The organism is Amycolatopsis sp. NPDC049868, assembly GCF_044461365.1.
GTDB lineage: Bacteria > Actinomycetota > Actinomycetes > Mycobacteriales > Pseudonocardiaceae > Amycolatopsis.
The window spans coordinates 217,539-243,468 of sequence record NZ_JBITKV010000007.1 but is presented as its reverse complement, the minus strand read 5'-3'; the positions used below and the strand labels follow the sequence as shown (position 1 = coordinate 243,468).

At 71.7% G+C, this 25,930-nt stretch carries 11 protein-coding genes; 7 read left to right on the top strand and 4 right to left on the bottom strand.

Going from position 1 to position 25,930, the window contains the following annotated elements; all coding sequences use genetic code 11:
• The first annotated feature begins 42 nt into the window (after nucleotides 1-42).
• The 3 genes from ACIBTM_RS28130 to ACIBTM_RS28120 all read left to right on the top strand — a co-directional run bounded on the left by ACIBTM_RS28130 (nucleotide 43) and on the right by ACIBTM_RS28120 (nucleotide 15,564).
• Entirely contained in the window at nucleotides 43-7,995 is a 7,953-nt protein-coding gene (locus ACIBTM_RS28130) for an amino acid adenylation domain-containing protein (protein WP_395880150.1), read from the top strand.
• Nucleotides 7,992-14,900: an amino acid adenylation domain-containing protein gene (locus ACIBTM_RS28125; RefSeq protein ID WP_395880149.1), complete on the top strand. Its 6,909-nt coding sequence runs from the start codon at nucleotides 7,992-7,994 to the stop codon at nucleotides 14,898-14,900. Before ACIBTM_RS28130 ends, ACIBTM_RS28125 begins: the two co-directional genes overlap by 4 nt.
• A 142-nt stretch (nucleotides 14,901-15,042) precedes the next feature.
• Nucleotides 15,043-15,564 carry a hypothetical protein gene (locus tag ACIBTM_RS28120; RefSeq protein WP_395880148.1) on the top strand — a complete coding sequence of 174 codons (522 nt, stop codon included), beginning with the start codon at nucleotides 15,043-15,045 and terminating at the stop codon, nucleotides 15,562-15,564.
• Between the two features lie 167 nt (nucleotides 15,565-15,731).
• On the opposite strand, the gene ACIBTM_RS28115 is transcribed toward ACIBTM_RS28120, so the two are convergent.
• The gene (locus ACIBTM_RS28115; protein WP_395880147.1) at nucleotides 15,732-18,245 is read right to left on the bottom strand and encodes a tetratricopeptide repeat protein; all 2,514 of its coding nucleotides are present in this window, start codon (nucleotides 18,243-18,245) and stop codon (nucleotides 15,732-15,734) included.
• Between the two features lie 606 nt (nucleotides 18,246-18,851).
• Between ACIBTM_RS28115 and ACIBTM_RS28110 the strand changes: the two genes are divergently transcribed.
• The 3 genes from ACIBTM_RS28110 to ACIBTM_RS28100 all read left to right on the top strand — a co-directional run bounded on the left by ACIBTM_RS28110 (nucleotide 18,852) and on the right by ACIBTM_RS28100 (nucleotide 22,629).
• A complete protein-coding gene (locus ACIBTM_RS28110; protein ID WP_395880146.1) occupies nucleotides 18,852-19,166 on the top strand; it encodes a hypothetical protein in 315 nt (104 codons plus the stop codon).
• 207 nt (nucleotides 19,167-19,373) lie between these two features.
• Nucleotides 19,374-21,902, top strand: a complete 2,529-nt coding sequence (locus tag ACIBTM_RS28105; protein ID WP_395880145.1) for a tetratricopeptide repeat protein — start codon at nucleotides 19,374-19,376, stop codon at nucleotides 21,900-21,902.
• Nucleotides 21,903-22,044: 142 nt separating this feature from the next.
• Complete coding sequence (locus tag ACIBTM_RS28100; RefSeq protein WP_395880144.1) at nucleotides 22,045-22,629, top strand: dihydrofolate reductase family protein; 585 nt, start codon at nucleotides 22,045-22,047, stop codon at nucleotides 22,627-22,629.
• Between the two features lie 19 nt (nucleotides 22,630-22,648).
• On the opposite strand, the gene ACIBTM_RS28095 is transcribed toward ACIBTM_RS28100, so the two are convergent.
• From ACIBTM_RS28095 to ACIBTM_RS28085, 3 genes are all read right to left on the bottom strand, one after another.
• Complete coding sequence (locus ACIBTM_RS28095; protein ID WP_395880143.1) at nucleotides 22,649-23,647, bottom strand: RNA polymerase subunit sigma-70; 999 nt, start codon at nucleotides 23,645-23,647, stop codon at nucleotides 22,649-22,651.
• Nucleotides 23,648-23,730: 83 nt separating this feature from the next.
• On the bottom strand, nucleotides 23,731-24,141 hold the full coding sequence (locus tag ACIBTM_RS28090) for a VOC family protein (protein WP_395880142.1): 411 nt from the start codon (nucleotides 24,139-24,141) through the stop codon (nucleotides 23,731-23,733).
• Nucleotides 24,142-24,193: 52 nt separating this feature from the next.
• Nucleotides 24,194-24,835 (bottom strand): helix-turn-helix domain-containing protein, encoded by a 642-nt coding sequence (locus tag ACIBTM_RS28085; RefSeq protein WP_395880141.1) that lies wholly within the window; start codon nucleotides 24,833-24,835, stop codon nucleotides 24,194-24,196.
• 233 nt (nucleotides 24,836-25,068) lie between these two features.
• On the opposite strand from ACIBTM_RS28085, the gene ACIBTM_RS28080 reads away from it, so the two are divergent.
• Nucleotides 25,069-25,899: a S1 family peptidase gene (locus ACIBTM_RS28080; protein ID WP_395880140.1), complete on the top strand. Its 831-nt coding sequence runs from the start codon at nucleotides 25,069-25,071 to the stop codon at nucleotides 25,897-25,899.
• Nucleotides 25,900-25,930: the final 31 nt, after the last annotated feature.

Genomic DNA, 25,930 nt, shown 5'->3' with positions numbered 1-25,930 from the left:
CGAGGTCGGCGAACCCCGGCCGGGCATGAGGGGATTCAGCGGTTGCGGGTAGATCTGGGCGTGTTCGACCGGGTACACGAGGCGTTCGAGGAGCAGGCGAGAAGGACACCTCATCGCTGTGCCCTCGTCGCGGGCGACGAGCGGCTGAGCTACGCCCGGCTGGACGAGGTCGCGAACACGGTCGCGCACACGCTGCTCCGTCGCGGGGTGGCACCCGGTGACCTCGTCGGCGTTTGCCTGCGCCGCGGCCGGTGGCTGGTACCCACGTTGCTGGGGGTGCTGAAGGCTGGGTGCGCGTACGTCCCGCTGGACCCGTCCGCTCCCCCGGCGCACGGCGCGTCGGTCGTCGCGGACTCCGGGCTGTCGCTGGTGGTGGCGGACGAACCGGATCCGGCCGCGCTCGCGGGCACCGGCGTGCCGGTGCTGGCCGTCGGGGACGTCGCCTCCGCGCCCACGACCGCCCCCGGTGTCCCGGGTTCCGGCACGGACCTCGCGTACGTGATCTACACGTCCGGCTCCACCGGACGGCCGAAAGGTGTCCAGGTCGAGCATCGCAACGTGCTCGCGTTGCTGGCGTGGGCGGCCGCGACCTACGGCGACGACGAACTGCGTGGCGTGCTCGGCGCCGCGTCGGTCTGCTTCGACGCGTCCGTCGCCGAAGTCTTCCCTCCCCTGGTGACCGGCGGGAGCCTGGTGCTCGCGGAGAATCTCCTCGCGCTGCCCGGGCTGGCCGCGCGGGACGAGGTGACGTTCGTGCAGGGCGTGCCGTCCGTACTGGCGGTGCTGGCGCGTACCCCGCTGCCGCGTTCGGTGCGGACCGTCGCGATCGCGGGCGAGGCTCTGCACCGGTCGCTCGTCGACCGCCTCTACGCCAACGAGGGCGTGCGCCGGATCGTGAACTGCTACGGCCCGACCGAGGCGACGGTGAACTGCTCGTGCCACGAGGTCGGCCGGGACGGACTGGACGACCCGCCGATCGGCACACCGCTGCCCGGCGCCGCGTTCTCCGTGCGAGACACCGACGGTCGCGTGCTCGGCGACGACGAGGTCGGTGAGCTGTGGGTCAGCGGGGCGCTCGTGACCCGCGGGTACCTGGGGCAGCCGGAGCTGACCGCCGAGAAGTTCGTGGTCGACTCCCGCGGCGTCCGGCACTATCGCACCGGTGACCTGGTCCGGTGCCGCGACGGCGTGCACCACTTCGTCGGCCGAGCCGACGACCAGGTGAAGGTGCGGGGCTTCCGGATCGAACCGGGACAGGTCCAGGCGGCGCTCCTCACCCACCCGGCCGTCGGCAACGCGGTGGTGCTCGCGCCCGTCGACGAGCACGGCGAGCGCAGGCTCGTCGGGTTCGCCGAACCGGCCGGTGACGGCGTGTCCGAGCCGGAACTGCTGCGGTGGCTGCGATCGCGGCTGCCCGCGCACCTGGTGCCGTCACGGATCGCCGTACTCGACGCGATCCCGCTCGGCACGACCGGGAAGGCGGACCGGACCGCGCTGGCGGCGTGGGTGTTCGATCGTGAGGACACCGAGTACGTCGCCCCGCGTACCGAGGCCGAGCGGCTGGTCGCCGAGGCGGTCGCGGCCGCGTTCGGGCTGCCGGGGATCGGGGTGCACGACCGCTTCTCCGAGTCGGGCGGGCATTCCCTGGCCGCGGCGCGTGCGGTCGCGCGACTGCGGGAGGGCTCCGGCCGCGTGGTGACGCTGGCGGAGTTCCTCTCCGACGGCACGGTGGCGGCGGTCGCGCGGCGGCTCGCGGACGCCCCGGCCGCCGCGCCTTCCTTGGTACTGGAGGAAAACCCGGGGACCTTTCCCTTGACCGGCACGCAGCGGGATCTGTGGACGCTCGCCCAGCTCGGTTCGACCGGCACCGCGACGACCGTCGCCTGGCGGCTGCGGCTGCGCGGCCGGGTGTCGGTGCCCGAGCTGCGGGCCGCCGCGGACGGGATCGTGGCCCGGCACGAGGTGCTGCGCGGCACGATCGACGACCACGGGGGCGAACCGGTCATGACGGTGGGTCCGCCGGTGCGGGTGCCGGTGGACGTGCACGACCTGCGCGGGCTCGCGGACGCGTACCACCGGGCCGGAGAACTCGCCGGGGCCGCCGCGCGGCACGCGTTCGACCTCACCGCGGACACGCCACTCCTGCGCATCACGTTGCTCCGCCTCGCCGACGAGGTGGCCGACCTGATCGTCGTGTCCGACCACATCGCCACCGACGGCGCGTCCATCGGCGTGCTCATGGCAGAGCTCGCGGGCGCACCCGCGGCTTCCTTCGCGCAGGTGGGTGCGGTGGCGTCGCGGGAACGCGCGCTCGCGGAGGTGCCCGGTGCACGAGACCGGCCGGCGGCGTACTGGTCGGAAGAGCTGGCGGGAGCGACCCCGCCGGACGCCCTGTTCGACCGCGCCACGCACGGTCGGCGGCGCTTCGGAGGAGAACGGATCAGCACGCCGTTACCGGAGTCGCTGGGGTCGGCGGTCCGCGCGCTGGCCGAATCGACCGGGGTGACGCCGTTCGCGGTGTACCTCTCGGCGTTGGGGCTGCTGGTCGGCGAACTGGTGCGGAGCCAGGACGTGTTGCTGGGAATGGCGGCCGCGCACCGGGACCGGCCCGAGCTCGAACACACCGTCGGGCCGCTGGTCGACGTCCTGCCGGTCCGGTTGCGGCTCGACGCGGACACGTCGTTCCGCGATCTGCTGCGCGCGGCCATGACCAAGGCGGCGCACGCCATCGACCATCGGGGCCTGCCCAGCGGTGAACTCGCCGGGCTGTGGGGCGGCGAACGGCCGGCCGGCGTACCGCTCACACCCGTGTCGATCGCGGTGCAGCCCGATGGTCTCCCGCTGACGGCGTATGGGCCGGACACGCGGCTGGACCTGCTCGGCGAACTGCCGACCGGCGGCAGCCACAACCCGCTGACGGTGTTCGTGAACACCCACGTCGGCGGCGCCGAGCTGATCGTCGAGCACGACCCGTCCTGGCTCGCTCCCGCCCGCGCCCGCTGGTTCGCCCGTTCCCTGCTGCACCTCCTGCGCACCGCTGTGTCCACACCGGACACACCGCTGTCCACACTGGATCTGACGGCGGATGGGGAAGTCGCCGAGCTGACGAGGTGGGGCACCGGCCCCGCGCTGCCCGCCGACGACGCGGCCGGCGTGCCGGACGCGGTATGGCGCACCGCGTCGCGGACACCGGACGCGGTCGCGGTGTCGTCGGAGGGCGGGCGGCTGACGTACGCGGAACTGGTGGGCCACGCCGACCGGATCGCGCGCGTGCTCGCCGCGTCCGGGGTGGCGGCCGGGGACACGGTCGGGGTGTGCCTGCCGCGCGACGAGTTCCTGCCCGCCGCGCTGCTCGCCGTGTGGCGGGCGGGCGCGGGGTATCTGCCGCTCGACACCGGGCAACCCGTCGCCAGACTGGCCCAGCTCGCGGACGAGGCGGGCCTGCGGTTCGTGCTCACGCGTGGCGGTGCCCGGCCGGTGACGTCGGAGATCGCCGACGCCGTACCGGGTTTGCGCGTGGTCAGCGCCGACGGGACCGGCGAGGTGCCCTTCGAGCCGATGTTGCCGGACGGCGACGCCCTCGCGTACGTGCTGTACACATCGGGGTCGACCGGGCGGCCCAAGGGTGTCGAGATCAGCCACGCGAACCTGCACGCGTTCGTCCGTTCCCGGGGGCTCAGCCCCGGTATGATGCGGGACGACGCGATGCTCGCGGTCGCGCCGCTCGCCTTCGACGTGTCCGCCGAGGAACTGTGGTGGCCGCTCGCCACCGGCGCGCGCTGCGTCGTCGCCGACCGCGACACCGCCGTCGACGGCCACGAACTCGCGCGGAAGATCACCGAGAGCGGTGTCACGGTCGTCGACCTGACCCCCACGAGCCTGCGGATGCTGCTCGCCGCGGGCTGGGCGGGCGACCCCGCGCTGCGGCTGCTGCTCGGCGGCGAGGTACTCGACCCGGACCTCGCCGAGCGAGCCAGGCCGCTGGTCGGCGGGCTGTGGAACGGCTACGGCCCGACGGAGACCACGGTCGCGGCGACCGCGCACCGGGTCACCGATCAGGATCGGGACCGGGTCCCGATCGGTTCGCCGACACCGGGCGCCCGGCTGTACGTGATGGACGAGGCGGGCAGGCTCGCACCGCCCGGCGCGATCGGTGAGCTGTGGATCGGTGGCACCGGTGTGGCGACCGGCTACCGGGCGCGGCCCGAGCTGACCGGGTCCGCGTTCGTCGCCGATCCGGTGCGGCCGGGCGAGCGCTGCTACCGCACCGGCGACCTGGTCCGGTGGCGTCCCGACGCGGCACTGGAATTCCTCGGCCGCGCCGACGACCAGGTGAAGGTGCGCGGCAACCGGTTCGAGCCGGGCGAGATCGAGTCCGTCCTGCGTGGACTGTCCGATGTGGACGACGCGGCGGTGGCGGTGGCCGCGGACGGCGTGGACGCGCACGTGATCGGCTACCTCACCCCCGCGAGCGTCGACGCGGCGGCCGTCGAGCGACGGCTTCGGCGGCTGTTGCCCGCCTACATGGTGCCGAGTTCGTGGTGCACCTTGGACGCACTCCCCTTGCTGCCCAACGGAAAGCTCGACCGGCGCGCGCTCCCGCCGTCGCCCGTCGCCCGTCCGGCCGCGGCCGCGCCACTGTCGGAGGCCGAGGCGGTGGTCGCGCGGGCGTGGCGGGAATGCCTCGAACTCGACGTGGAAATCGGCCCGGACAGCGATTTCTTCGCGCTCGGCGGCCGGTCGCTGGCGGCGACCCGCGTGGTCGGCCTCCTGCACGCCCGGCTGAGACGCCGGATCACCGTCCGCACACTGTTCGACCACCCGGTGCTCGCCGACTTCACAGCTCGGATAAATGGCGAGACCGAATGTGCCGACCGCCCACTCGTCGCCCGCGCGGACCCGGCCGCGCCCGCGCCGCTATCACCGGCGCAGCGCATGCTGTGGTTCGCGGCTAAGCTCGACCCGGGCAGCGCCGCCTACAACTCCCCCACCGTGCTGCGGATCCTGGGCACACTGGACGAGCCGCGGCTGTACCGCGCGGTCCGCGCGCTCACGGCGCGCCACCACGTGCTGCGCAGCCGGTTCACCGAGATCGACGGGGAGCCGGTCGCGCTCCTCGGGCCGGTCGACGCCGTTCCGATGTCCACAGTGGACGTCCGCGAACCCGACCTGGCCGCGGCGGTGGCGGCGGAGATCCGGCGGCCGTTCGCACTGGACGCCACGCCACCTCTGCGCATGGTCCTGTTCCGGCTCGCACCGGACCACCACGTGCTGACCCTCACCTGTCACCACATCGCCACCGACGCGACGTCCCAACGGCTCCTGCTGTCCGAAATAGACACCTGGTACCGCACGGATCCCGGCGACCTGCCGCCGCCACCGCCGGTCCAGTACGCCGACCACGCCGCACGGGAAGGCGAACAGGACCACGCCGCGGGGCTCGACTGGTGGGAAGCGCGGCTCGCGGACCTGCCCGCGTTGCGGTTGCCCGCCGACCGGCCCCGCCCCGCCATCGCGGACTGGACGGCGGACGAGGTCCCGCTCCGGCTGCCCTCGGCCGTCGCCGGCCGGGTCCGGACACTGGCGAGCACGGCCGGGACCACCCCGTTCACTGTCCTGCTCGCGGCCTGGCAACTGTTGCTCGCCCGGCTGGCCGGGGTACGGGACCTCGCAGTCGCCGTGCCGCACAGTGGCCGCCGCACCGCCGAACTGGCCGAAATGGTCGGATTCTTCGTCGGCACCGTGGCCGTCCGCGCCGACCTGGGGCCCGGCGTCCGGTCGGGCCGCGACCTCGTAACCAGGACACGCGACGCGGTGCTCGACGCGTTCGCACACGGCGACGTGCCGTTCGACGAGGTCGTGCGGCGGCTCGCGCCGGAGCGGGACCCGGCGAGCACCCCGGTGTGCCAGGTGATGATGAACGTCCTCGACGAGCAGGCGACCGCGACGCTCGGCGACCTGGCCGTGACGATGCCGCCGCAACCGGTCGCCACCGCGCTGTACGACCTGAACCTGGACCTCGCCGAAACCGGTGACGGCTACACGGGCAGGCTCGTGTTCCGCGCCGACCTGTTCGACCGCGCCACGATCGAACGGTGGGCCCGCTGGTACGGCACCCTCCTGGACCGGCTCACCGCCGACCCGGATGCCGAACTGTCCACACTGGACATACTGGACGGCGCGGAACATGCCGCGCTGCTTTCCTGGGGCGCCGGAAAACCTTTGCCTGCCACCCGAACCGTGGTCTCCGGCGTGCTCGCGCGACAGTCCGGCGCGGTGGCGACGTCCTCGCCCGACGGCCGGCTGTCCTATGCGGATCTCGCCACCTGGTCGGCACAGGGCGCCCGCGGGCTGCTCGCCGCGGGTGTCGCCACCGGTGACGTGGTCGGCGTATGTCTGCCCCGCGACGAATACCTGCCCGCCGGGCTGCTCTCGGTGTGGCGGGCGGGTGGCGCGTACCTGCCGCTGGACCCCGCCCATCCCGCGGACCGGATCGCGGCGCTCGCCGCCGACGCCGGCATCCGGGTCGTCGCCGCCCGCGGCCACGCGCTGGACGTGGCCCGCGCCGCGCTGCCGCGGCTGACCGTCGTGGACCTCGACGCCCCCGTCACGGACACCACCCGCGCGCTGCGGGAGCCGGACCAGGACGACCTCGCCTACGTCCTCTACACCTCCGGTTCGACCGGCAGTCCGAAGGGCGTCGCGGTCACACACCGGAACCTCGCCGCGCTGGTCCACGCCTTCCGCGAAGTCACCGGCATCCGGCCGTCCGACACCTGGCTCGCGATCGCACCGCTCGTGTTCGACACGGCCACCGGCGAGATCTGGACGACGCTGACCGCGGGCGCGCACTGCGCGATCGCCGACCGGGACTGTGCCGTCGACGGGCACGCGCTGGTCCAGCGGCTCGTCTCGACCGGCGCGACCCGGTTCAACCCGACACCGACCACCTTGCGGATGCTCGTCGCCGCCGGACTTCCCGATCTGCCGGGGCTGCACGTGTTCTCCGGCGGCGAGGCCCTCGACGTCGCGCTGGCGCGGCAGGTCACCGCCCGGGTCGAGAGCCTGCGCAACTGCTACGGACCCACGGAGACCACCATCACCGCGACCACACACCTGGTGACCACCACCGACCTGGCGGCCGACCGGCCGGTACCGATCGGCGGACCGCTCGGCGGCACCCTGCTCACGGTGGTCGACCCGTTCGGCCAGGCCGCGCTTCCCGGCGCGGTCGGCGAGTTGTCCATCGGCGGCGCGGGCGTGACACCGGGCTACCGGGACCGCCCGGACCTGACCGCGGCCGCGTTCGCCACCGACCCGTTGTACGGGGGACGTTCCTACCGCACCGGCGATCTGGTCCGCTGGCGCGCCGACGGCGTGCTGGAGTTCCACGGCCGCACCGACCACCAGGTGAAGATCCGCGGCAACCGGGTGGAACTCGGCGAGGTGGAGCACGTGCTGCGCACGGTCGCCGGAGTGACCGACGCGGTGGTCGTGGTGCGCGGAGGGGACGGCGAACCGCATCTCGTCGGCTACCTCACCCCGTCCACTGTGGACACCGATGCGGTGGCAGCCGTACTGCGCGGCCGGTTACCCGACTACGCGGTGCCTCACCGCTGGGTACTGCTCGACGCGTTCCCCGCCACCGCGACCGGCAAGGTGGACCGCGCCGCGCTGCCCGCCCCCTCGGCAGCGGCGCGGCCGGACAGCCCGCCGGCATCGGCGCTCGAAGAATTCGTAGCGGTGACCTGGGCCGAGGCGCTCGGTCGCGAACGGGTCGGCGCGCTGGACGACTTCTTCGGCCTCGGCGGACATTCGCTCGCCGCGACCAAGGTCGTCGGCCGCCTCGGCGAGGCGCTCGGTTTCCCCGTCCCGGTGCGGTGCCTGTTCGACCGGCCGGTACTGCGGGAGTTCGCGACGGAACTGGAACGGATCGCGATGACCGCGCTGGCGGACGACGACACCATCGGTGTCCCGGCGGGGAGCACCGCATGACCGACTCGCTCATCACCCCGGCACAGCGACGGATGCGCGAGCTGCTCGCCGGTCGCGCATCCGCCGCCCTGCGTGGCGACGGCCCCGTCGCGAGGGAGCCCGCCATCCCCCGGCTCCCTCGCGACGGGTCGCCGGTGCCGCTGTCGTCCGCGCAGGCCAGGCTGTGGTTCCTGGCCCGCTTCGAACCCGGCGGCCACGCCTACAATCTGCCGCTCGTGCTCGAACTGACCGGACCGGCCGACGAGACCGCGCTCCTCGCCGCGGTCCGTGACGTCGCCGACCGCCACGACGTGCTCCGCGGCGTGTACCGGGAGGTCGGAGGGGAGCCGATGCGGTGCGCGGGACCCGGCGTCCCGGTGTCCACTGTGGACGTGACGGCGGAGGAGCTGGACGCCGCCGTGGCAGCCGAGGCCATCCGTCCGTTCGCGCTCGGTGACCTGCCGCCGATGCGGGCGGTGCTGTTCCGGGTCGCCGCCGACCGGCGTGTGCTGGCGTTGACGTTCCATCACATCGCGATGGACGCCCCGTCGGCCGCGGTCGTGCTCGATGACCTCGCCGCCTGCTACGCGGCCCGCCTCGGCGTCCGCGACGTACCGCCGCCACCGGCGCTCCAGTACGCGGATCTGGTGGCGTGGAACGGTTCCCGACCGGACACCGCCGAGGCCGACCTGGACTGGTGGCACGAGCGGCTCGCCGGGCTACCCCCGGTGCTGGAACTGCCGACCGACCGGCCCCGGCCGGCCGTGGCCGGGGACGAAGGCGCCGAGGTCGGCGTCGAGGTGCCCGCCGCGCTGACCGCGCGGCTGCGGGAGATCGGCCGCACCACCAGCGCCACCCCGTTCATGGTGTTCCTGGCGTGCTGGCAGACCCTGCTCGCCAGGCTGGCCGGGACGACCGACGTGCCGGTGGGGGTACCCGAGTCCGGACGGCGCCACCCGGACGCCGAACGGGTCGTCGGTTGCTTCGTCGACACGCTGGTACTGCGTACCGACCTGGCCGGGGCGATCACCGGCCGCGACCTCCTTACCGCCGCCCGGGACACCGTGCTCGACGCGTTCGCGCACACGGGCGTGGCGTTCGAGCGGATCGTGGAGCGGGTCGCGCCACGACGAGGGCTCGACGCGTCGCCGGTCTTCCAGGTGATGCTCAACGTGCTCGACGAACCGTCGCGGGCACCCGAGCTGCCCGGCCTGACCACCCGGGTCACCGAACCGCCGGTGCGCAGCGTCAAATTCGACCTGAACCTCGCGCTGTCCCGGTCCGGCGACGGCTATTCGGGCGGGCTGTCGTACCGCACCGACCTGTTCGACCGGGGCACCGCGGAACGGATCGCCCGCTGGTTCGTCACGCTCGTCGACGGGATCACCGCGGACCTCGACCGGCCGGTGGCCGAGGTACCCGTCGAGGTCGTCACCTCCCCGGCACTGGCGGGGCCCGCCCCGGAGCGGACCGGACTCCGCCCGGTGCACACCCTGATCGAGGACACCGCCGACCACTACCCGGACCGGGTGGCCGTGGTCGGCGCGACCGGCGCGCTCACCTACCGGCAGCTCGACGAACGTGCCAACCGGATCGCGCACCGGCTGCGCGCGCTCGGCGTGCGCGCCGACGAGCCGGTCGGGCTGCTGCTCGAACAGGGCACCGACGTGGCGTGCGCGGTGCTGGGCATCATGAAGTCCGGCGGCGCGTACCTGCCGATGGACACCACCTATCCGCACGCGCGGGTGGCCACCATCCTCGCCACCGCGGGCGCGCGGATCCTGCTCGCCGAACCCGGCCTCGACGTCACCGTTCCCGGAATCACCGTCATGACCGTCGACGACGCGGTCGCGGGCCGGCCCGGCACCCGGCCGGACGTCCCGGTCGCGGGGCACGACCTGATCCACGTGATCTTCACGTCCGGTTCTACCGGTGCACCGAAGGGGGTCGCGGTCGAGCACCGCAACGTCGCGCACTATCTGTCGGGCATGCTGCCCCGGCTCGGCGAGGTGGCGGGCGCGTCGTTCGCGGTGGTCTCCACCCCGGCGGCCGACTTCGGCCTCACCTGTGTGTACGGCGCGCTGACCACCGGCGGCACCGTCCATCTGGTCGAGCGGGACACCGCGATGGATCCGGAGTCCTTCGCCGGATACCTGGCCGAGCATCCGGTCGACGTACTCAAGTGCGTGCCCAGCCACCTGGAACTCCTTGCCCGCCACGGGGATCTCGCCGCCGTGCTGCCGAGCCGGCTGCTGATCCTCGCCGGTGAGGCGTGCCCGTGGTCGCTCGTCGAACGCGTCGAGACGGCCCGTCCCGGGCTGCGGGTGCAGAGCCACTACGGGCACACCGAGAGCACGATGATCTCGATGACCTGCGACGTGACGACCGTCCCGCCGCACGAGCGCACCGGATACGTGCCGCTCGGCACGCCGCTGCCCGGGGTCGTCGGCCATCTCGTCGACGCCCGCGGCGCGGTCGTACCCGACGGCATGACCGGCGAACTGGTGATCGGCGGACCGCAGATCACCCGTGGCTATCTGGGCGACGACACGCAGACCGCGGCCCGGTTCGGGCCCGACCCGCTGGGCGCCGGCGTGCGGTGCTTCCGCAGTGGCGACCTGCTGCGGGTGCGGGCCGACGGCACCGTGCAGTTCCTCGGCCGCGCCGACGACCAGGTGAAGGTGCGCGGCCATCGGGTGGAACTGGGCGAGGTCACCGCCGCTCTCCGCGACGTCGACGGGGTGGCCGAGGCCGTGGTGCTGCCGGTCGGCACCGGCTTGGACCGGCGCCTGGCCGCTTGGCTGGTCGGACCGGGGCTCGATGTCGCGGCAGTGCGCCGGACGCTGCGGGAGCGTCTGCCGGACTATCTGGTGCCCGCTTCGCTGACCGTGCTGGATCGCTTGCCGCTCAACGCGAACGGCAAGATCGACCGGGCGGCGCTGCCCGACGCGGCCGAGCGGGGGCCCGCCGCGCGGCGGCCGGTGGCGACCCCGGCCGAACGGCTCGTGGCGCGGGTCTGGGGCGACGTGCTCGGGATCGCCGGCCTCTCCGCCGACGACGACTTCTTCGCCGCGGGCGGGCATTCCTTCGCCGCGGTGCGCGTGGCGGGGCGGCTGGGTGAGGCGCTGCGCCGCGACGTCGCCGTGCGCACGGTGTTCGAGTACCCGGTGCTGGCCGACCTCGCCGCCGCGCTGGCCGCCGACCCGGGCGGCGTGTTCGGTGGCGCGCCCATCCCCGTGCGGCCGGACCCCGAAGCGCCCGCACCGCTGTCGTCCGCGCAGGCGCGGCTGTGGTTTCTGGAACTACTCGGCCCGGGCTCGGCCTATCACGCCGATCTGGTGCTGCGGCTGCGTGGACCGCTGGACGCGGCGGCGATGGCGCTCGCGGTGCGGGACGTCGCCGCACGGCACACCGTCCTGCGCACCGTCATCGAGGAGCGGGACGGCATCCCGGTGGCCGTGCCGGTGCCCGCCGACCGCGTTCCGGTGTCCATTGTGGACATCGCGGCCGACCGGGTGGACGCGGCGTGCCGGGCGGAACTGGCCCGGCCGTTCGCGCTCGACCGGGAGCCGCCGCTGCGGGCCTCGCTGTTCCGGATCGCCGCCGGTGAGCACGTCCTCGCGCTCACCGTGCACCACATCGCGACCGACAACTGGTCGCGCGGCGTCATCGGGACGGACCTCGCCGACGCGTACGCCGCCCGGCTCGCGGGATCGGCACCGGACGCGGCCCTGCCCGTCCAGTACGCGGACTACGCCGCCTGGCTGGCCGCCCGCGCACGCGACGAAGACCTTGACTGGTGGTGCGACCGCCTGTCCGGGCTGCCGCCGCTGCTCACGCTGCCGACCGACCGACCCCGCCCGGCGGTGGCCGGATGGTCCGGCGGGCATGTCCGGTTCGCCCTCCCCGCCGAGCTCACCGCACGCGTGCGGCAGGTCGCGACCGAGACGGGCGTGACGCCGTTCATGGTGCTGCTGGCCTGCTGGCAGGAACTGCTCGGCCGCCGCGCCGGGACCGGCGACGTCGCGGTCGGCGTACCGGAGTCCGGACGGCATCACCCCGACGTCGAGTCGACGGTGGGCTGTTTCGTGAACACGCTCGTGTTGCGCACGGACCTCGGCGGCGACCCGACCGTGCGGGAATTGCTCGGCCGGTCCCGCGAGACCGTGCTCGGCGCGTTCGCGCACGCCGAGACGCCGCTCGAACGGATCATCGAGCGGCTGCGGCCGGAACGATCCGTGGCCGCGACGCCGATCTTCCAGGTATTGCTGAACGTGCTCGACCAGCCGGCGACACCGCCCGCCATTCCCGGTGTCGAGGTGACGGCCGTCCGCGACGCGGGCGAGCAGGTGAAGTTCGACCTCAGCATGGTGCTGGTCAACGACGGCGACACCTATCTCGGCGGCCTCGCCTACCGCGCCGACCTGTTCGACGCCGGTACCGCCGAAGAGATCGTCGCCGACTTCCAGGCACTCCTGACCGGATTACTGTCCAATGTGGACCAGCCGGTCGCCGCGGTCGGTCCGGCCCGCGCCGGGTCTCGCCCGGTCACCGCGCCCACTCCCGTGCCCGTGACGGGTTCGCGTGCGCCGGAAACGCCGGCAGAGCAACGCGTCGCACAGGTATGGGCCCAGGTGCTCGACGTGCCCGAAGTCCGCGCCGACGACGACTTCTTCGCCCTCGGCGGCCATTCGTTCACCGCGGTCCGCGCGGTCCGGCTGATCGACGAACGGCTTCGGGTCATCGACCTGTTCCTGCACCCGACCGTCCGCGAACTGGCCGCCCATCTCGACGCCGGGCGGGAGAGCGACGACGGGCGCCTGCTGCACCGCCTCTCCCCCGCCCGCACGGGCATACCGGACGTGACGCTCGTCTGCGTGCCCTACGGCGGGGGCTCGGCCGCGGTGTTCCAGCCACTGGCCACCGAACTCGCCGCCGCCGCACCGGATATCGACCTGCTCGCCGTCGAGCTGCCCGGCCACGACGTGGCGCGGCCCGACGAGGCGTTCCGCACCGTCGACGAGGTCGTGGACCTGCTGGCCGAGGAGATCGGCCGCACCGTCACCGGTCCGGTCGCGGTGTACGGGCATTGTGTCGGCTCCGCGGTGGCCACCGCGCTCGCCGCCAGGCTGGAGGCCGACGGCCGCTCCGTCGCCGGAGTGGTCGTGGCGGGCAGCTTCCCCGCCGCGCGCCTGCCGGGGAAGCTGTCGGCCTGGCTGCAACGCAGGTTCCCTCGCGAACGCTGGGTGGCGGACCGGCTCTACCGGGACACCCTGCGGGCCACCGGCGGGCTGCTGGACGACATGGACGAAGCCGCGAGCGCGGCGATGCTGCACGCGCTGCGGCACGACGCCGGGCAGGCGCAGGCATGGTTCGGCCGCGCGCTCGACCCGGACGCCGGGCAAGCACCCCGGCTCGCGGCGCCGATCCTGTGCGTGGCCGGGTCGAGCGACCCGGCGACCGAGCTGTACCAGGAGCGGTACCGGGAGTGGGGCGTGTTCGCCGATCGCGTCGAACTGGCCGTGCTGCCCAAGGCCGGGCACTACTTCCTGCGCCACCAGGCCGCCGAGGTCGCCGCGCTGCTACGGGACCGGCTGTCCCGCTGGGCCGCCGGTGACCTGCCGCCGGAAATCGACGACGTCCCCGTCACTACCCGGCGAGGGCTACGCGCGTTCTACACCGTGGCGGGTGGCCAAGCCGTGTCGATGATCGGCAACGAACTGAGCGCGTTCGCGCTCGGCGTGTGGGCGTACCAGCTCAGCGGGCGCGTCATCGACCTCGCGCTGGTCGTATTGCTCGCCCGCGTGCCGAGCATGCTGCTGACACCGGTCGGCGGCGCGCTCGCCGACCGGGTGGACCGCAGGCGGATCATGCTGTGCTGCGACCTGACGAGCGGCGCGGCGATGGCCGTGCTCGCCGTGCTGGCCGCCTTGGGACGGCTCGATCTCCCGGCGGTGTGCGCGATCGTCGGGGTCATGTCGGTGGCGTCGGCGTTCCACCGGCCCGCCTACCTGGCGGCGATCGCCCAGCTGGTGCCGAAGCCGTACCTGCCGCAGGCCAACGCGCTCGCCGACATGGGCGCCGGGCTCGGCACCGTACTCGGGCCCGTCCTCGGCGGTGTCCTCATGGGACTGTCCGGGCTGACCGGGGTCGTCGTGGCCGACGTCGCCACGTTCGCGATCGGGGTGACCACCCTGGTACTGGTGCGGTTCCCGGACCGGATGTTCTTCACCAGGGCCGAGCCGTTCACGCGGGCGGTCACCGGCGGGTGGAAGTTCGTGCTGCGCCGCCGACCGCTGCTGGTGATGATCGGCTACTTCGCGGTGGTCAACTACTTCACCGCCGTGATGTGGGTGGGGCTCACCCCGCTGGTCCTGTCGATCGGCTCGACCGCCGAACTGGGTGTGGTCAGTGCCGTCGGCGGGATCGGCGCGGCGGTCGGCGCGCTCGTCGTGATCACCTGGGGCGGTACCGAACGCCGCGCCACCGGCATGATCGCGTTCGTCGTCGGCTCCGGGCTCGGGGTGGCTCTGATGGGGGCGTGGCCTTCGGTGCTCGTGGTCGCGATCGGCCTGTTCGTGCGGCTGGCGTGCATGAGCATCGGCAACGCGCATTGGCTGTCGATCATCCAGACGAAGGTCGGCCAGCATCTGCAGGGCCGGGTGCTCGCGATCAACGTCATGCTGGCGACCGCCATGCAACCGCTCGGATTCCTGACCGCGGGGCCGCTCGCCGACCTGCTCGGTGGTTTCGCCGCGCTGATGGTGGTCTCCGGTGCCGTACTGGTGGTGTGGGGTGTGCTCGGCCTGCGGTACCGGCCACTGCACGACATCGAGGAACTGCTGCCGGATGCGGCGCCACCGGCAGAGATCGACGCCGACCTCGACCGCGTGCAGGCGCTCGCCGACCGGGACCTGGTGCGGTGACCCGGTTTTCGAACAACCTCGATCAAAGTCGTCGCACAAGATCATTGTCCGGTTCCCGCACCGCCGTTAACGTCTGACGTAGCCGAATCACCGGCTGATGGAAAATATCCGATCGCGCGCGAAATCGAGAAAGAGACGCATTTTGAAGAAATGGACGACACGGGTCACGACCGGCCTCGTGGTCGCGGGAATGGCGCTCGCCATGCAGAGCGCGCCGGCCATGGCCGAGGAGGCCGATGACAGTGGGGTCGGGGTCGAGGTCGAACTGACCGAAGAGGTCCCGGCGGGCGACGTCACCGCCGCCTGCGGCGGGTGGCGTGGCGATTTCGCCGGCTACGGCAAGTGGCGCGTGTCCAAATCGGACTGTGCTTGGATCTCCTTGGATTCGAAGAAGAATCCGCAGCACCGCCGCTACAAGTGGCAGATCCCGCCGGGCAGCAACACCCGGGTCTGTGTCCACGCGCAGGGCCACTACTACAGCACTTCCAAGAAGAAGATGGTCACGAAGTGGACCACGGCGGGATGCGGCACGAGCGGCACCGTTGTCGTGCGCTGGTCGGGTATCCCGAAGAAGAGTGGTGGCTACTACGGCCACGCCGGCTACCCCAAGGTGCGGGCGAAGGTCCAGCCGGGCTTCGGCGGCGCCGCGTACAGCTGGAAGTAAATCAGCTCGCGCCGGTCTGACCGGCGACGACCGCGGATCCGGCAAAGCGGCGCCCACTGACGTCGCGAAAGCCACTTTCGCGACATCTGATGTCGCGAAAGTGGCTTTCGCGACCCGCCACCTTACCCGTGTGGCCGCACCTGCTCAGTGTCCCTTGTGGACGGACATCAGCGCAGGCCGATCTCGGTGAGCAAGGCCTGCGCCTTCCGCCCGTGATCATCCGCCGTTCCGGTGTCGCCGGTGACGGCCGCGCCGCGTTCGATCCCCTTGTGCGCCTGTGCTTGTTCATAGCGATCGCCCAGTTTCTCGGCGACCGCGAGCGCTTCGCGGTGCTTGGCGATCGAGCCCGAGGCATCACCCAGGCCGTCGAGTGCGATACCCATACCGTTGAGCGCCTTGACTTCGAACTCGCCCAAGCTGTTCCGGCGCGCGAGGTCCAGTGCCTCGCTCAGGTGTGCCAGGGCGTCGTCGTGCTCGCCCAGCCGCGCGAGCAGGGTGCCGATGTGGAGCAACGCCTCGGTCTCCGGGAACCGGTAGCCGAACCCACGTGCGGTGACGAGCGCCCGCCGGTAGTGGTCGAGCGCCTCGGCGGAGTGACCCTGCTGCTCGCGCACCGTACCGAGGTTGCCGTAGGTCAGGCATTCCCCGATCCGGTCCCCGACCTCCAGCATGATCGCCAGTGCCTCGTCCAGGTACGTCGCGGCCTTGTCCCAGTCACCGACGCGCATCGCGCTGTTCCCGAGGTTGCCCAGCGCGCGGCTCTCGCTGGTGCGGTTGCCGGTCTCCCGGTGCACGAGCAACGCCTGCCGGTAGCAGTCCTCGGCCGCCGCGAAGTCACTGAGCCGGTCGAACGCGTTGCCGAGATTGTTCAGCGCCCGCGCCCAGCTGGCCCGGTCACCACCCGCGTCGTACCGCGTGAGCGCCTGCTTGAGCTGGTCGATGCTCTCCTGGTAGCGATTGGAACGCAGGTAGACCGCACCGAGGCTCATATGCGCGCTCGCCTGGACCAGCGGGTCGGCGGCGCGGACCGCGATGCCGTGCACGATCTCCGCGTCGGCGAAGTGCAGCGCGTTGTACAGGTACCGGTTCAGGATCGGCGACATCGTGGCCGCGTCCTCGCGCCTGCCCTGTTCCTCGGCCAGCACGGTGATGCCCACCAGGTTGTGCCGCTCGGCGTCCAGCCACGCCGTCGCCGCCGCGAGATCGGCGATGTCCGGCGCCGGGACGTCCGAAGTGGACACCGCGGGCCTGCGGTCGCGTTCGTGCGGGGCGTAGTGATCCATGGCTTGGCAGGCGGTGTGCCGGTAATAGTCGAACAACCGGCCGAGCGCGGCCCTGCGTGCGGAAGCGGCGTCCACGTCCCGCGCCAGCCCCGCCGCGTAGAGGCGGACCACGTCGTGCAGGCCGAACCGATCCTGGTCGCGCCGCTGCACCAGGCTGCTGGCGACCAGTTCACCCAGAAGTACCTCCGCCTTGCGCGGATCCACCCCGGCGAGCGCGGCGGCCGCGCGCGTGTCGACGTCACGGCCGGGATGGATCGCGAGAAGTCGCAGCAGCAGCGCGGCCTCTGCGGGCAGATCGGCATAGGACAGGCCGATGGCGTTTTCCAGCTCGTCCTCGATCCGCAGGCTGTCCCGGCGTTCCGCGAGCCGGGCGGCGTGGTCGCGCAACGTCCAATCGCGCCGGTTCCGGATCCGGCCCGCCACCACCGTCAGCGCCAGCGGCAGATGTCCGACCAGCTCGGCGATCCACGCGGCGGCCTCGGTGTCCTCGGCGATCTCGGCGGCGCCGACCAGCCTGCGCAACATGTCGAGCGACTCGGCCCCCGGAAACGCCTCCAAGTGCACGCGCCGCGCACCGGCCAAGCCGGTCAGGCGCCGTCTGCTGGTGATCAGCACGATGCCACCCGGCCGGTCCGGCAGCAGCGGACGCACTTGGTCGGCGTCCGCCGCGTTGTCCAGCACCACGACCGGGTGCCGGTCCGCGAGCAGCCGCCGGTAGGTCTCCCGCCTACCCGCGGGGCCGAGGCTGTGGACCTCCTTGCCCGGTACCCCGAGCCGGCGGAGGAATTCGTCCAGCACCGCGAGCGGGTCGGCAGGCGCCCGGTCCGCGTCGTAGCCACGCAGGTCCGCCCACAACCGGACCGCGACGCCGTCCCGGTGCGCCAGCCGGTGCGCGGCACGGACGGCGAGACTGGTCTTGCCGACACCGGCCATGCCGTCGATCACCACCACCGGTGACCGCCGTTCGTCGCCCCCGGGACCGGTGATCGCGGCCAGTTCGGTGTGCCTGCCGACGAATTCCGTGTTGTCGCCGGGCAGTTCCCCCGCCACGGTCACCCACGACGAGTCGGCGGTGAGCCCCGCGATCACCTGACACACCTGTCGCCACCGGGACACCACCGCCTCGTCCGCGGTGAGCGCACGCACGATGTCCGCGACGAGGTCCGCGTCGACCCGGCGCCTCCCCGGCCGCAGGCAGCGGTAGACCGTGTTGAACACCGGCAGCTCCGGGTTCCCCGCCGCCCGCCGCCCCCGCACGACCCGCCGGTGCAGCTCCCGGTAGGACACGCCGTGCCGGCCGCGCAGGGCGTTCAGCCGGGCCGCCAGCTCGTCGAACGAACCGGCGCCCGACGGCTCCGGCGGCACTCCGCCCTCGTCCGGCGTTCGATCGGGATTCACGATCGGAAAGGGTAGTCCGTGTGCCTGATCGGCACTGTCCAAATAGGAGAAGTCGCCGGTCACCGAGACGACGGCGGCCGGCCCGGGGGCGCCGGGAACCGACCGAGTATTCCGATCAACTTCGATCAACACCGCCGATAAGACAACTATGCGGTGCCATGGTTTGCGAATACTCTCGGCCGTGGCCGCGAAATTGTTCGACGGCAAATCAACAGCACATGGAGGTTTCCAGTGCGCATTTCTCCACCAAAGCGGGCAATAACGTCCGCCATTCTCGTTTTGGGCGCCACACTGTCGATCACGGCTTCGGCAGGCGTCGCGAATGCGAGCGTTACCGCGTTTCCATCGGGGTGCACTTACAAACAATGGGCCAACCAGGCCGAGGCATACTGCTCGAAGGCGAACGGGGGGTCCTGGCGCGCCGTCGCGGTGTGCCGTGATGACGAACTCAACCGCACGGTCTACCAGTACGGCCCGTGGCGCTACTACTCAGGACAACGGTCGACCGCGTATTGCCAAGGCGCGGAACGCATTCTCTACCCGGGGATCACCACCCGGGCCTGACAGCATCCGACTCGTGAGACTGAGCCAAGGAGCCATTTCACCATGAGAAAACTCTTCACCATGGTCGCCGGAACGCTGGCGGCCAGTGCCATGACCCTCGTGGCCCTGCCGGGCACCGCGAGCGCCGCGAGCTGGCCATCCGGCTGCCGCTACAACGTCGAGTACGGAATGGCCCACGCCTACTGCAGCGGCGGTGGCGGGTACTACCGCGCCGTCGCGGCCTGCTACAACCCCGGCCAGGGAACGTGGGTCTTCGTCGAGCCCACGACGTGGGTCAGGCCCGGACATCACTCCTACAAGGCTTGCGCCGCTGCTGGGGAGCTTCGCTACGCGGGAATCAACCAGAAGGCCGGCTGACCCACCCTGAGCGAAAAGAGTCCCGGCGGAGTGGTGAATTCGCCACTCCGCCGGGCAAGGAGCCGAGGCCCGGCCGGTCAGCCCCTGAATACGCTCATACGGCCCCGCTCCTCGTGGATCTCGACTAGACTCGATCGGCATCTGGTCAGCGAGTCACCAGATGGACAGGATCCGGTCCTGGTGAGTTCGCGTGTCCAGGGGGTTCCCGTGACGGAGGAACAGCCGCCGAGTCCGGTCGGAGCCCGGTCGTACGACGAGCTCTCGCAGCGGCTGAGGCAGGCGTTGGCGTGGGCGGGGTTGTCCCACCGGGAACTGCACCGGCGGGTGCGGCGCTTGCGTACCGCCAGGGGGACGGCCGACCTGCCCGTCTACAACACCGTGTACCGGTGCCTGCTGCCAGGGCGAAAGCGGCTGGACGTCGAACTGGTCGTCGACATCGCGGCCGTGCTGCTCGGTATGGACGTCGCGGCGGAATGGCGGCAGGCGCACCGCGTGATCACCGGAGACGCCACCGAGGCGGCCGTGATCAGCGTGGCCGATCACCTGCCCTCCGGGGTCGGCAGGTTCGTCGGCAGGCAGACGCAACTGCGCCGCGTGCTGCAAGCCGAGCCGGACGACGCCGGTGTGTGGGCGATCTCCGGTATGGCCGGGATCGGCAAGACCCGGTTCGCCAGCGAGGTCGCGCGGCTGCTGGCCGAGCGGGACCGGTTCGCCGACGTGCGGCTGGTGGTGAATCTGCGCGGTTTCGACGCGGATCTCCCCGCCGCCGACCCGGCCGCGGTGCTCGAAGGCTTTCTGCGCCGGCTCGGGGCGTCCGGTAGCGAGATCGGCTGCCTCACCCTCGCCGACCGCAGCGCGCTGTTCCGGCGGCTGCTGGACGGACGGCGCGCGCTGATCCTGCTGGACAACGCGGCGTCGGTCGACCAGGTGCTGCCGTTGCTGCCCGCCCTTCCGACCTGCCTGGTGCTGGTCACCAGCAGGCGCCGCCTTGTCGAGTTGACCGATGCCCGGCACGTGGCGCTCGACGTGTTCACGCCGGAAGAGTCGGTCGAGCTGCTCCGCGACGGGATCGGCGATGAACGCGTCGACGCCGAGCGGGGCGAAGCGGCCGACATCATCGAACTGGTCGGCCGGTTGCCGCTGGCCCTCGCACTGGTGACCCGGAGGCTGGCCGCCTCGGACGAGTGGACGATGGCCGACCACCGGGACCGCCTCGCCGACCTGCGGACCATGCTGCGGCTGGACGACGGGGTCGAAGTCGCGTTGCGCACGTCGTACGACGAGCTGGCCGAACCGGACCGGGTCCTGCTCGGCTTGCTCGCCATGTATCCAGGACGCGATTTCGACGACCACGCGGCGGCGGCGCTGGCCGGCGTCGAGGTCGGCGTCGTCCGCCGTCAACTCGGCGACCTGGTGGCGGCCAACATGGTCACCGCGCGCGCGTCCCGGTTCGAACTGCACGACCTGGTCCGGGTATTCGCCGAGAAACGCGTCCGGGAGAGCGTCCAAGCCAGGGTGCGCCGGGCCGCGGTGGGCAGGCTGCTCGACTTCCAGCTGGCCACCACCCGCACCGCGCTCGTCACCTGTTATCCGCATGAGGCGGAGCGGTGGGAGGACCTGCCCACACCCGCCGCGCGGGCTCTCGTGTTCGACGGGGCGGACGAGGCGATGGCGTGGCTGGACGCCGAGCGGGTCAACCTCGTCGTCGCGTCCGGCTGGGCGCTGGGCGAGGGGCGCAACGAGCACGTGACGCGGCTCGCGTGCGTGATGACGAGCTATTTCGAGGCCCGCGTGCACGTGAGTGACGCACTCGCCCTGTTCGGCAACGCCGTCCGGGTCGCGTCCGGTGTCACCCGAGGGCACGTGCTGAACGGGCTGGCCATGACCCATTGGCAACGGGGGAACGCGGCCGACTCACTCGCCGTCCTGCAGGACGCGATCAAGGAGTTCGACGCCGCCGGTGAATCCGATTATGTCCTCAACCTGTCGGGGAACGTAGGCCTGTTGCTGGCCGGTCTCGGTGATTATCGCGCCGCGTTGCCCTGTTTCCGGCGGGCTCTGGAATTCGCCGTCGCGAGGAACAACGAGTCGTTCCGGGCACGGCAGTTGTGCAATATCGGCGTCGCCGAGATGCGACTGGGAAATCATTCCGCCGCGGTCGATCATCTGTCCCAGGCCCTTGACGCGACCAGGGCGAGCGGTGATCACCTCTGTGAATGCCGGACGCTCGACGGTCTCGGCACCACGTTCTGGCGAATGGGAAACGACACCGACGCCTGGGCCTGCTACGAACAGGCGCTCGACGTGGCGAGGCAGACGCACAACCGCGCCGACGAGGGCAAGGTGCTCAACCATCTCGGTGTCCTGCTCGTCGCCGCGGGGCGGCTCGACGAGGCGTTGGCGCATCACCGGCAGGCCATCGATCTGGCCAAAGAGATCGGCAGCCGGGAAGGAGCGCTGGCCGCGAGCAGCGACCTGGCGGCCACCCTGCTCGCCGCCGGACGGGCGGCCGAAGCCGTGCGCTGCCTGCGGCAGGCGATCGACTCGGCGAACGCGGCGGACAGCCGCTACGAACTGGCCAGAGCCCAAAGCGGACTCGCCGACGCACTGTTCGCCGCCGGTGATCCGGTCGCCGCGCGGAAACACTGGCAGACCGCGTACGCCGCGTACACCGAGATGGGAGTGCCGGAGGCCGACGAGGTCCGTGAGCGGGTCGCGAGCCCGGCCGTCCTTTAACGGCAGGCCAAGTACATGAAGGCCCCCATCCTTGCGCCTATGTACAGGAAGGGGGCCTTCATGTACCTCAGCGCGACCGGACCGATCAGTTTTCCGCGCCGCACCCGTCTGTATGGGTGAGATCGACTCACCGGAGGCTGACGTGCGGAAACTGACCTTTGCCATGAACGTGACCCTGGACGGCTACATCGCCGCGCCCGGCGACGACCTCGGCTGGAGTGCGGGTGACGGACCGGACTCGTCACCGGGCGACGAGCTGTTCCAGTGGTGGTCGGACCGGGTGGCCGCGACGGGCCTGGCGCTGTACGGGCGCAAGCTGTGGGAGACGATGAGTTCCCACTGGCCGACCGCCGACCGGCAGCCCGGCGCCACCCCGGCGGCGATCGAGTACGCCCGCCGCTGGCGGGACATGCCGAAGGTGGTGTTCTCCTCGGCGACCGGCACGGTCGACTGGAACACCCGCCTGGTCACCGGCGACGCGGTCACCGAGATCACCCGGCTCAAGGCCGGGGACACCGGCCCGATGGACATCGGCGGCGCGACACTCGCCGGGGCGGCCATGCGGGCCGGGCTGATCGACGAGTACGTGCTGGTCACCATGCCGGTCTTGGTGGGCGGCGGCACGCCGTTCTTCACCACGCTGGGCAACTGGGTGAACCTGACCCTGGCGGAGACCCGGACGTTTCCCGGCGGCGTGGTGCTGACCCGGTACGAGACGAGGCGGTGAGGGAACCTTCCCCCGGTGCTCAAAGTGCCGGGGGAAGATCCAGCCATGGCTTGCCGGTGGCGTCGAATCCGGTGAGTTCGGCGATCTTCCCGTCGACGACGTGCAGGACCGCGATGGCGAACAGCCGGTACTCCGGGTCTTCGGGAGTGCGCAGGTACAGCACGGCGGCGGGCATGCGGTTGACCGTCGTGGCGATACCGCGCCAGTCGTCGTGGCCTCGCTGGAAGAGCCCACCGGAGACCCAGCCGTCCACCGCGTCCTTGGCCGTCGTGGTCATGGTGCCCGCCTCGGGCAGCATCACGAAGCGCAGATCGTCGCGCAGCAGGGACGTCAGCCCGTCGAGGTCGTTGCGCTCATGGGCCTCGATATACGACTTCACCACGCCGCGCTCGTCCTTCGACAGCTCCGCGCTCCGCCAGTCGAGACGGCGGCCGGGCAGCCGTCCGCGCATCGTCACCCGCGCCCGCTGCAGCGCGCTCGTCACCGACGCGACGGTCAGCTCAAGGGCGTCGGCCGCCTTCGACGCCGGCCAGCCGAGGACGTCGCGCAGGATGAACACCGCCCGCTGCCGGGGCGGCAGGTGCTGGACCGCGACGATGAACGCCAGCTCGATCGTCTCCCGCGCCACCACCGATTCCTGCGGGTCCTCGGGGAGCATCCGGTCGGGGTACGGCTGCAGGTACAGCACCTCGGAGCCGTCGTCCGGCAGCCCGGACGGTACGGGAGTGCGGTCCTTGCGTTTCTCCAGGAAGTCGAGGCAGGCGTTCGTCGCGATCCGGTACAGCCAGGTCCGCAGCGCGGCGTGGCCCTTGAACGACTCCCGCTTGTGCCACGCCCGCAGGAACGTCTCCTGCGTCATGTCCTGGGCGTCCTCGTAGTTCGCGAGCATCCGGTAGCAGTGCACCTGCAGCTCACGCCGGTGGCGCTCCGTGATGAGCGCGAACCGCGCCGGATCGCCTGAACGAACCACCGCGATGAACGCCGCCTCGTCCGCGCCCTGCGGTCCAGCTTCGGTCATGGTCGTCAATCCTTCCACCGGTGCGAGTGAGCCACCGGAATCGACGACGTGGCGGAGGATTTCTGATCGGTGAAGCTCCGAGGTCACTCCTGGCCGTCGCCCATGGCGGCCGGGTCGTAGGCCAGCAGCTCCCAGCTGTGGCCGTCCGGGTCGTCGATGGCCCGGTTGTACAGCCAGCCCATGTCCTGGGCCGCGCGTGGCTCGGTGGCACCCGCGGCCAGCGCCGCGTCGACCAGCCGGTCCACCTCTTCACGCGACCCGGCGGCCAGCGCGTTGATCACCTCGATCGGACCGTCCGTCATGGACCGCTTGGTGAACGACGCGAACGTTTCGCGCGTCATCAGCTGCACCAGGATCGTGTCGGCGAGCACCACCTGGACGGAGGTGTCACCGCTGAAATCCGGATTCACCGTTCCGCCCATCGCCGTGTACATCTTCGTGCTCGCCTCCAGGTCGGTGACCGGCAGGTTGACGTAGATCTGTGCGATTGCCATGACAGGTCCTCCAGTGTTCGGTGTGCCGGGTGTTCCCGGCGTCACCATGAACCTAGGGGCGCACCGCGACCTCGGTCTTGTACAGAAGCGACAACACCTCGTCGTCGCCGGTCCGCCTGAGCTGGGTGGCCGTGCGTCCGGTGAACCGCGTCAGCGAGCGGGCCAGATGCGGCTGGTCGTGATACCCGGCCCGCTGCGCGACCTCGATCGCCGCCATCCCCTGCCCCAGCAGCATCACGGCCTGCCTGGCCCGCTCGATCTGCCGGATCGCGCCCTGGGTCAGCCCGGTCGCCGCGGCCACCCGCCGCTGCACCGACCGCGGTGTGACCAAAGTGGGCACTTCGCCGCGGAGCACATCGGTGACCAGCGGATCGCGGATCAGCAATCCGGCGCGAACCAGGCGGTCCACGAAGACGTCGGCGTTGTCGTAGGCCGGTGTTTCCCACTCCTCACCCTGCAGGACGAACGAACGAGCCGTGGTGTGCGGGCTCGACACCGCGGTGTCGACCAGTTCCGGCACCGGCATCGGCGCCAGGAACGCACCGTGCCGGAAGATGATCCCGATCGTTTCGCCCTCACCCGGGCCCAGGTCCAGCACCGTGGGACCCGTTTCAGGGCCGCGCACCGCCACCTGCGTCTCGCCCCGGTCGCGCCACACCACGAGCTCCCAGTTGGAGTTCGCGATGGACCGCATCCGCGCCGGCCCCACGGCAGTCGGACCGGCACGGTAAATCCGCTCCACGTACGGAGAATCGGACGGACGCTGCTCGACGCCATCAAGGCTCACAGCCAAGAAGCTAGCACCGGCTCCGGTCCGCAGGTGGTGCGAGCGCCACCGCGGTTCGGGGGGCTTACCCGATGGTCATGGGCACGGTGGACGACAAGGCTGGACTTGATCGATCCGAAGTCCTCGAACAAAGGAAAAGCATGTCGAAGGTGGCGACCCTACGCCGCAACCTGGTCCGTGCCGCCGCGGTCACGCTGGCGGGAGTGTGCTGCGCGATCGCGGTGCCCGGCAGTGCCGGCGCCGTGGTGAACGGCAAGAACTCCACCGAGCGCTACGAATTCATGGCCTCGATCCCGGAGGTCGTGCCCGAGCTGAACAACGCCAAGGGCGTCTGCGGGGCCGTGCTGGTGCATCCACAGTGGGTGGTGACCGCGGCACACTGCGTCGACCCGGAAAACAACCCGGCCAGGCCGGAGGGAACCGTGCGCGTCGGCAGCGAACGGCGGACGTCCGGCGGCACCGTCCGCACGATCGACCGCTGGGTCCGCCACCCGGGTTACCAGCCGGGCGCGCCGAACAAGAACGACATCGCGCTGGTACGCCTGAACCGCCCGGTCAACGAAGAGCCGATCCGGATCGCCGACCGTCCCGGCCGCCCCGGCACGCCGACCCGCTTGCTGGGCTTCGGGACCACTGTCGACACCGCCGACATCGCCAAAGCGGTGTTCCCCGAACGGCTCCAGCAACTCGACACCCGTCTCGGTGCCGAGTCCGAATGCTCGCCTGGTTACGCGGATTCGACCCGGCTGTGCACGGTGAGCCGCAAGCGCGGCGCGATGGCGTGCATGGGCGACTCCGGTGGACCGCAGGTCAAGCGCGGTTGGGGCGGCCGATGGGAACTGATCGGCGTCACCTCCGGCCCCGGCGACGACGACGTGCCCTGCGCCAACGGCCCCGGTCTCTACACCAGCGTGCCCGCCTACGCCGACTGGATCCACCGCACCATTGTTTCGGTGCCGGTGGCGGGCTGAAGGGCGCGCACCTGCACGGTCGAGTGGGGAG

What these genes read in the sequence shown, in the direction of transcription:
- ACIBTM_RS28125 (WP_395880149.1), top strand. Translation starts at nt 7,992, where the DNA reads ATGACCGACTCGCTCATCACCCCGGCACAGCGACGGATGCGCGAGCTG.
- ACIBTM_RS28110 (WP_395880146.1), top strand. Translation starts at nt 18,852, where the DNA reads ATGAGAAAACTCTTCACCATGGTCGCCGGAACGCTGGCGGCCAGTGCC.
- ACIBTM_RS28095 (WP_395880143.1), bottom strand. Translation starts at nt 23,647, where the DNA reads ATGACCGAAGCTGGACCGCAGGGCGCGGACGAGGCGGCGTTCATCGCG.
- ACIBTM_RS28090 (WP_395880142.1), bottom strand. Translation starts at nt 24,141, where the DNA reads ATGGCAATCGCACAGATCTACGTCAACCTGCCGGTCACCGACCTGGAG.
- ACIBTM_RS28085 (WP_395880141.1), bottom strand. Translation starts at nt 24,835, where the DNA reads ATGCGGTCCATCGCGAACTCCAACTGGGAGCTCGTGGTGTGGCGCGAC.
- ACIBTM_RS28080 (WP_395880140.1), top strand. Translation starts at nt 25,069, where the DNA reads ATGTCGAAGGTGGCGACCCTACGCCGCAACCTGGTCCGTGCCGCCGCG.